Origin of the sequence: Corallococcus terminator, assembly GCF_003611635.1 — a bacterium.
GTDB classification, from domain to species: Bacteria; Myxococcota; Myxococcia; order Myxococcales; family Myxococcaceae; genus Corallococcus; species Corallococcus terminator.
Genome location: NZ_RAVZ01000417.1, coordinates 1 through 7,268 on the forward strand (window position 1 = coordinate 1; position 7,268 = coordinate 7,268).

Genomic DNA, 7,268 nt, shown 5'->3' on the forward strand with positions numbered 1-7,268 from the left:
GGGTCGGGGCAGGACGGGCAGCACGGGGCGGTACGGGCAGCGCGACACACAACACGGACGCATCACCTTCATCCTCGGAGAACGAAGACCATGGCGACCAAGACCCAGAAGCGTGGACAGACCATTCAGCGCAAGGCCCGTCAGATGAAGGCGAAGACGGTCAAGGCTGTGTCCAACGCGGGCAAGCAGGCCAGGCGCGTGCAGGTGACGCTGGGCGACCTGATCGCCGCTGCCTTCGACACCGTGGGGGGCGAGGCGCGGAAGGTGGCCAAGGTCGTCTCCTCGCCGGACATGACGCTGGCGACCGGAAAGCACATTGTCTTCGTGGGGTGATGTTCCGCCGGCCGGGCGCGGACAGGTTGATTCCACTTCCGGGACGCGAATCCCAAGGCCAGGTGACTTCCGTGACGAACATCCTCAGTGCCGGTCGCAATTACTGGGCGCGATCGGAAACGCATGACGCGGGCGTGCTGGTGGACGCCCGGGATTACTACCGAGAGCTGTACCGGGCCATCCGGAAGGCGCGTCGCTCCATCGTCATCATGGGCTGGCAGTTCGATAGCGATGTGACCTTGCTGCGCGGCGACGACCTGGCGGAGGCGGAAGGCGGCGAAGTCAGGCTGCTGCCGCTGCTGGACCAGATGTGCCGGGACAACCCGGAGCTGCACGTCTACATCCTCGCCTGGGATTTCAGCATGCTGCTCGCGATGGAACGCGAGTGGATGCAACACCTGCTGTTCAACTGGACCACGAACGAGCGGCTTCGCTTCCGCTTCGACTCCTCCAGTCCTCTCTACGCCGCGCACCACCAGAAGCTCGTCGTCGTTGACGGCGTGCAGGCGTTCACTGGTGGCATGGACGTGTGTGACTGTCGCTGGGACGACCGGGACCATCCCGCGCGCTCGAAGCTGCGCTGTGATTCCGGTCGCGACCCGCACGGTCCCTACCACGATGTGCAGACGGTCCTGACGGGCCCCGCCGTGAAGCCGCTCTCGGAGCTGTTCGAGGCGCGCTGGGCGCACTCGGGCGGCGGCGAAATCCACCTGGAGCCGGTGGCGCGCGACGACGTGACCTTTGAAGCGACCATGCCGGCGCCTCCGGGCCCGGTGGCCATCAGCCGCACCTTCGGAAAGACCATCCTTCCGCCGCAGGAGGAGGTGCAGGAGATCCGCGCGCTGTACGTGGACGCCATCGCCGCGGCCGAACGCTTCATCTACATCGAGAACCAGTACTTCTCCTCGCGCGCCATCTACGACGCGCTCGTCAAGCGCATGCGCACGGCGGACCGCGGCCGGCTCCAGGTGATGCTGGTGCTGCCCCGTCAGCCGGAAGCACTGCGCGAGCAGATCGCCATGGGCGTCGCCCAGGTGCGCCTGTTGCGCGCGCTGCGGGAGGTGGCCAGCGAGACGGGCCACGGCTTCGCGGTCTACGGCTCCGCGGCGAAGGCCGACGACGGTTCGGATGTCTTCACGTACATCCACTCGAAGGTGATGGTGGTGGACGACACCTTCCTGACGGTGGGCTCCGCGAACACGACCAACCGCAGCCTGGGCCTGGACTCGGAGCTGAACCTGAGTTGGGAGGCGCAGGCGCCGGGCGATGCGGTGTCCAAGGCCATCCGCCGCATCCGCGTGTCGCTGATGGCGGAGCACGCGGGCCTCGCGGGTGTGTCCGCGCTGCGTCCGCTGGTGGAGGGCAAGCACGTGGTGGAGACGCTGGACCGCGTGGCCCAGGAGGGGCTGCTCCGGCTGCGTCCGCACCCGCTGGAGACGGTGTTCGACCAGAACCCGCTCTTCAAGCCGCTGGAGCCGGAGGACTTCCTCATCGACCCGGAAGAGTCGGTGCTGGACGAGTCGCTCTTCGAAGCCCTGCACAAGGGCGATGACGGCCTGTTCGCCTCTGGCGTGCGGCTGCTGTCGCGCTGGCTGGTGGGCCCGTCGTGCGACGCGCCTCCGCACAGCGCCATCCTGCCCTGTGTCCCGGGGCAGGAAGAGGGCGGCGCGGCGGAACCCTGAGGCCTGGGCCCCGGAGGCTCCGGGGTCGCCCGTGAGCGCGCGTCAGCGGCGGGCGAAGTCCACGCCCACGCCGGCACCGGCGCTCACGCCCCGCACCAGGGAACCATCCGGCTGCGGGAAGTGCACGGTCGCGCCGGAGGCCCAGATGTACAGCGCGGGCAGCACGCGCTGCCGGCCCTCCACCGCGAACGAGTAGCGGGGCCGGTCACCCAGGCCCATCACCACCGCGCGCACGATGCCGCGGGTCTCATCACCCGGGCTGCTGAAGCTCAGGGAGAAGTCTCCGTCCGCGCGGCCGAAGGCCGAGTACTCCACGGCGCCGCTGGCCACGACCTCCGTCGAGTCCGTGCCTCCGCCCCGCGCCACCGACATCTCGATGTAGCCGGAGAAGTCCTTCGGCACGCGCTGGTCCGCTTGCGGCTCCTCGGACAGGCCCACGGCGGAGAAGCGCGCCAGCTCATACCCCGCGCCGAAGAAGCCGAAGCGGAAGCCGCCGCCCTGGCGCCGTCCCTGGAGGGTGACGCTGAGCTGCGTGCCCTTGAAGTCACCCTCGAAGGCGATGCCCAGCAGGCCGCCCACGTCCTGCGCGCCGGCGTTGAGGCGCGCGCCGCCCGCGAGCAGGGCCCACGAGCGCAGCCGCTCGCCCTTGTAGATGGCCACTTCGCCGCCCACCGACGCGACCGTGGCCTCCGGCGTCACCCCTCCGGCCTCGCCGAAGTCGTGCGCCACGGAGGCGCGCAAGAGGTAGCGGTCGAAGTGGTTCTCACTGCCGCTGACGACGCGGCCCAGGTCCAGCAGGAACTCGCCGGAGAAGATGCGCGCGGCGAGCACGTCGCTGGCGAGCAGCTCCACTCGCGCCGGCCCCACCGCGAATGACAACGTGCCGCCCGCCGGGTGGTAGTCCGGGGACAACTGGTTGTCGTAGCGGTTCACCAGGTAGCCGCGCCCCAGGGACTCCTCCAGGAAGGGCTGGATGCGCAGGCCGAAGCGGCCGGACTCGTCACCGATGCGCAACAGGCGCACCACCTGGCCGTAGTCGCTGCGCTCGTCCCAGTCCTGGCGCCGGAGCCACGCGCCGTAGTCCTCGTCCTTCTGCTCGGGTGGGTTGTCCAGGAGGCGGAAGCGCAGCGGGGCGCCCAGCATGAAGGCGAAGTCCTCGCCGCCATCCACGCCCAGCGACGGGTACGCATACGCGAACAGGTCCTGCTCGCCGCCCGGCGTCCCCGACGGGAAGCTCAGCGGCCCCACCTCCAGGAGCGCCCGGAAGCCGATGCCTCCCGACGAGGCAGGAGCGGATGACTCCTGCTCCTCGTTGGGAACCTCCTCGATGTACGAGGACTGGGAGTGCAGCAGTGCGAGGAGGGCCACGAAGGGAGCACCAGTCATTGGGGCTCACTCTACTTGGCGCGGCGAGGGGTGGACAGACGAACACCCGGCGGGCCCGCGAGCGGGCTTTACCGGGTATCCGTCGTCACCAACGCCAGGAACTCCGCCCGGGCTTGATTCTTCACCTGGGACTAGTTCGTGGGATCGGGCGTGGCGTCCGTGTCCACCTTGGAGTCGGTGCTCACGTCGTCCGTGTCGGCGTTGAGGTCGCCGGACTCCTCCTGGATGTCGCTCTTGCCGTCGAGGCTCGAATCGCCCGAACCGCCGGTGCCGTCACCCTCACTGGGGTTGCGGTTCTGGTTCACGGAGCCCGCGGGCACCTGGGAGTCGCCCAGGTCCGTGGGGGTGTTCTGCTGCACGTCCCACTTCTGGCCGTCCTTGGTCTTCACGGTCTCTTCGGCGGCGCCGCTGCCGCCGGTGGCCTCACCCTCGTAGACGGTGGGCGCGTCCATGCGGTCGCGCTTCTCCAGGTCGGTCACATTGCCCGCCTCACCGGCGGACTTCTCCGACTCCGCGGTGTCGGGGATGTTCGCGCTGGAGGAGTCCGACGTGCCCGCGCTGCCCGCTCCGCCCATGGCACCCGCTTCGGGTGACGAGGCCTCACGCGTGTTCGAGGACTGGCTGGCACAACCGTAGAGCGACAGGGCGGCGATGGCCGCCATCAGGGGAAGCTTCATTGGGAATCTCCTGTGCGAGTCGGGTTTCGTCTTCCGGAAATCTGGTTGCCCGGCGGACAGAGACAAGGACACACGCGTGCCTCTGCTACCGGGCCCGCTCCTGTGCAGCCAGGGAGGCAGGGGCCCGGTACGGAGGCATTGGGAGAGGGGATGCAGCTCGCCGCGGACGGTGAGGGGCCAGGCAGGCGAGCGGTGGAAGGGGGCGTGCCTGCCTCCGGATGGGAGGCGGCACGCCCTGGAAGACACCCTGACGTTCTCTAGCGCCGCTTCGTGGGCTTGGAGGGGCCCCCGCCGTCGTCCTCGGCCTTGCGCTTGTTGTTGGGGCCGTCCGCGTGCTGGCTGCTGGACATGATCTCCCCCTTGTTGTTCTTCGTGAAGACGTTGCCGTCCGTCAGCAGGCGCTCCGGGCCGTAGTTCTGGTGCGCCTGGTAGAGGCGTTCGGCGCGCGCGGTGGGCTTGCCATTCTTGTCGAGCGGCGCATCGAAGCCGGTGCTGATCTTCTTGTTCTGCGTGATGTCGCCCACGCGCAGGTTGCCCGGCGCATCGAAGGTGTCCTTCAACACGTCCTTGTAGGCCTGGAAGCGCGTGGCCTGGTCGGGCCCCTGCATGGCGGTGAGCGTGTTCTTCAGGGCGGCATCCTGCTTCTGCTGCACGGCGCCTGCCTTCAGCTCGCCCTTGCGTTCGGCCAGCGTGGCGCGCGAGTAGCCCTGCACGCGGCCCACGGAGGCGGCCTGCTCCGCCAATCCCTTGCGCGTCTTCTTCTGGGCCTCCGTCAGGGCGTCACCGGTGGCCGTCTTCAGTTCGCCGGTCGCGGCGGTGGTGTCCTTCGCCCCCTGCTTGAAGCGCAGCGTCTCGTGGTTGAAGACGTTCTGGCCCGTGGCCGAGGCGATGACGTGGTTGATGCTGGAGTCGGGGGCGTTCTGGCCCGTCTTTCGGGCGGCCAGCTCCTGCGGAGTCAACGGACGCCCGGAGGCCTGGGCGGCGTTCGTATAGGTGCTGTGCGAGGAGTTGTACTGCGTCAGGCGAACCAGGACGTTCTGCTTCTTCACGCCGGCGCCATGCTTGCCGTAATGCTCGTTGAGGTGTTGCTTCTGTTTGTCGTTCAGGCCGCCCGTGGGGCCGTACTTCACCTGACCATTCACCTTGGTCTTGCTTTCGCCCACCTTGAACGGGCTGTTGCCCAGCTTGGGTCCACCAATGCGCGGCGCCATGGAATGCTCCTTCGGGAATGAGCCCCGACCAGGAACCCCGGGGCTTGGGGAATGGCGCGGACTATGGGCTGGGTGCACCACGCCGTCTGTCAGGGATTTCCCTGTGTCCGATAGGGATGCTCGACCTGCCCCGAAGTGCGTGGAAGGGGGCTCCGCGCGCGTCGGGAAGGAAACCAACACCCGCTTGACTACGGCTGTAGTCAGTCGTACCTTGCTTCGTGACTACAGGTGTCGCTACGAAGGATGGGACGGATGAAGAAGCCGGTGGGAGAGCAGGAGCTCGCGCTGCTGCGGTACGTGGCGGAGCACGGTCCGGCGACGGTGGGGGAGGTGGCGGAGCGCTTCGGTGAGGCGCAGGGGCTGGCGCGCTCCACCATCCTGACGGTGATGGAGCGGCTGCGGCTCAAGGGGTACCTGACCCGGAGCAAGGTGGACGGGGTGTTCCAGTACGCCTCGCCGGTGGCCACGCAAGAGCTGCTGCGCGACGTCGTAGGCAACTTCGTGCAGCGCACGCTCTCCGGATCGCTGTCGCCGTTCGTCACCTATCTGGCCGAAGCCGAGGACGTGTCCGACGAGGAGCTGAAGCAGCTCCAGGACGTGGTGGCCCGCCTGCGGCAGAAGCGGAAGGAGTGAGCCGATGAACTCCATGGACCTGCTGCACGTGATGCCGTGGTGGTCGTCCTGGTCGGAGTCGCTGTGGCGCGCCTCGTGGCAGGGGGCGCTCTGCGCGCTGGCGGTGTGGGTGCTCGCGAAGGCGGTGCCGCGCCTGCCCGCGTCCCTGCGCGCGGGCTTGTGGTGGCTGGTGGCGCTCAAGTTCGTGCTGACGCTGGGCTGGCCGCATCCGGTGTCGCTCGCGCTGCTGCCCGCGGAGACCGTGGCCGCGGTGAGCCCGCCGCAATCCCAGACACTGGACCTGTCAGCGGTGGGGGAGGGTTCGCAATCCAAGACATCCGACGTCGCCCTGTCCCTGCCTGAACGCGCCGGTGCGCCGGTGGACTCGGGCCTGGTATCGCTCGGTGCCGGGGCGTCCGCGACCGCACCGGAGCTCCTCGCGCATCCCCCGGGCCTGTCGCCCGAGGCGCGGTTCGTCTCCTGGGTCGCCACGTCCTCGCGGTGGCTGCGTTCATGGTCCGGCTCCAGCACGGTGGCGTGGTCGCTGCTCCTGGTCTGGGGCGCGGGCGTGCTGTGGCAGGTGCTGGGCCACGTGCGAGCGTGGCGCCAGGTGCAGGGCATGCGGGAGCGCGCGCGGCCCCTGAAGCACCCGGTGCTGGAGGAGGAGGCGGAGTTCCTGGCGAGCGAAGCGGGCTTGCGCCGTCCGCCCCTGCTGCTCGTGTCGGACGAGGTGATGAGCCCGCTGGCCGCGGGGCTCGTGTCGCCGGCCATCGTGCTGCCCTCGAAGGCGGTGCGTGAGTTCCCCGAGGACGCGCTGCGCATGGCGCTGGCGCATGAAGTGGCGCACCTGCGGCGGGGAGACCTGTGGCTGGGCTGGGTGCCGGCGCTGGCGGAGACGGTCCTCTTCTTCCACCCGCTCGCACGGCGTGCGGCCCGTGAGTATTCGCTCGCCCGTGAGGAGGCGTGTGACGCGGAAGCCCTGCGGCTCACCGGCGCGGAGCCCGCGGATTACGGCGAGCTGCTCATCGCCTTTGGCATCATCCGGCCCCCGGGAAGCGCAGCGGCGCTTGGGGCGTCGGCCCACCTTCACTCGCTGCACAGGAGGCTCCGCATGCTCGAACATGTCGATGTCGTTCCCACGGCTCCCCGCCGGTGGCTCAAGGGTGCGCTGTTCGCCCTTGGCGCCCTGGTCCTGATGCCCTTCCAGGTCGTCGCCAAGGCCCCCGCCGAGTCTCCCTCCACCGCGCCCGGCAAGAGCACGGAGCCGGATCTCAAGGTGGGCACCGTCCGGAGCCTCTCCAACGAATCCACGCCGGACACGGGCACCGCCACGGCCCAGAAGTCCCCGAAGTCACCCGCATCCTCCC

General features: G+C 69.2%; 7 protein-coding genes. 4 read left to right on the plus strand and 3 right to left on the minus strand.

The features are described from left to right. Nucleotides 1–90 precede the first annotated feature (90 nt). Both D7V88_RS36610 and D7V88_RS36615 read left to right on the plus strand, forming a co-directional pair. Entirely contained in the window at nucleotides 91–333 is a 243-nt protein-coding gene (locus D7V88_RS36610; protein ID WP_120545223.1) for a chaperonin, read from the plus strand. Between the two features lie 62 nt (nucleotides 334–395). After that, nucleotides 396–2,015: a phospholipase D-like domain-containing protein gene (locus tag D7V88_RS36615; protein WP_372241162.1), complete on the plus strand. Its 1,620-nt coding sequence runs from the start codon at nucleotides 396–398 to the stop codon at nucleotides 2,013–2,015. A gap of 42 nt (nucleotides 2,016–2,057) precedes the next feature. Here D7V88_RS36615 and D7V88_RS36620 read toward each other — a convergent pair whose 3' ends face one another. The 3 genes from D7V88_RS36620 to D7V88_RS36630 all read right to left on the minus strand — a co-directional run bounded on the left by D7V88_RS36620 (nucleotide 2,058) and on the right by D7V88_RS36630 (nucleotide 5,289). After that, nucleotides 2,058–3,401, minus strand: a complete 1,344-nt coding sequence (locus D7V88_RS36620) for a hypothetical protein (protein WP_120545225.1) — start codon at nucleotides 3,399–3,401, stop codon at nucleotides 2,058–2,060. Nucleotides 3,402–3,532: 131 nt separating this feature from the next. Further along, nucleotides 3,533–4,078 carry a hypothetical protein gene (locus D7V88_RS36625; RefSeq protein ID WP_120545226.1) on the minus strand — a complete coding sequence of 182 codons (546 nt, stop codon included), beginning with the start codon at nucleotides 4,076–4,078 and terminating at the stop codon, nucleotides 3,533–3,535. 257 nt (nucleotides 4,079–4,335) lie between these two features. Continuing rightward, nucleotides 4,336–5,289, minus strand: a complete 954-nt coding sequence (locus D7V88_RS36630) for a hypothetical protein (protein ID WP_120545227.1) — start codon at nucleotides 5,287–5,289, stop codon at nucleotides 4,336–4,338. A gap of 252 nt (nucleotides 5,290–5,541) precedes the next feature. Between D7V88_RS36630 and D7V88_RS36635 the strand changes: the two genes are divergently transcribed. After that, the gene (locus D7V88_RS36635) at nucleotides 5,542–5,922 is read left to right on the plus strand and encodes a BlaI/MecI/CopY family transcriptional regulator (protein ID WP_120537674.1); all 381 of its coding nucleotides are present in this window, start codon (nucleotides 5,542–5,544) and stop codon (nucleotides 5,920–5,922) included. A 4-nt stretch (nucleotides 5,923–5,926) separates the two neighbouring features. Next, a partial coding sequence (locus D7V88_RS36640) for a M56 family metallopeptidase (RefSeq protein WP_244238585.1) occupies nucleotides 5,927–7,268 on the plus strand: 1,342 nt, incomplete at its 3' end.

Excerpts from the sequence above, each read along its gene's own strand:
- D7V88_RS36620 (WP_120545225.1), bottom strand. The coding sequence starts at position 3,401 with ATGACTGGTGCTCCCTTCGTGGCCCTCCTCGCACTGCTGCACTCCCAG.
- D7V88_RS36635 (WP_120537674.1), top strand. The coding sequence starts at position 5,542 with ATGAAGAAGCCGGTGGGAGAGCAGGAGCTCGCGCTGCTGCGGTACGTG.
- D7V88_RS36625 (WP_120545226.1), bottom strand. The coding sequence starts at position 4,078 with ATGAAGCTTCCCCTGATGGCGGCCATCGCCGCCCTGTCGCTCTACGGT.
- D7V88_RS36610 (WP_120545223.1), top strand. The coding sequence starts at position 91 with ATGGCGACCAAGACCCAGAAGCGTGGACAGACCATTCAGCGCAAGGCC.
- D7V88_RS36630 (WP_120545227.1), bottom strand. The coding sequence starts at position 5,289 with ATGGCGCCGCGCATTGGTGGACCCAAGCTGGGCAACAGCCCGTTCAAG.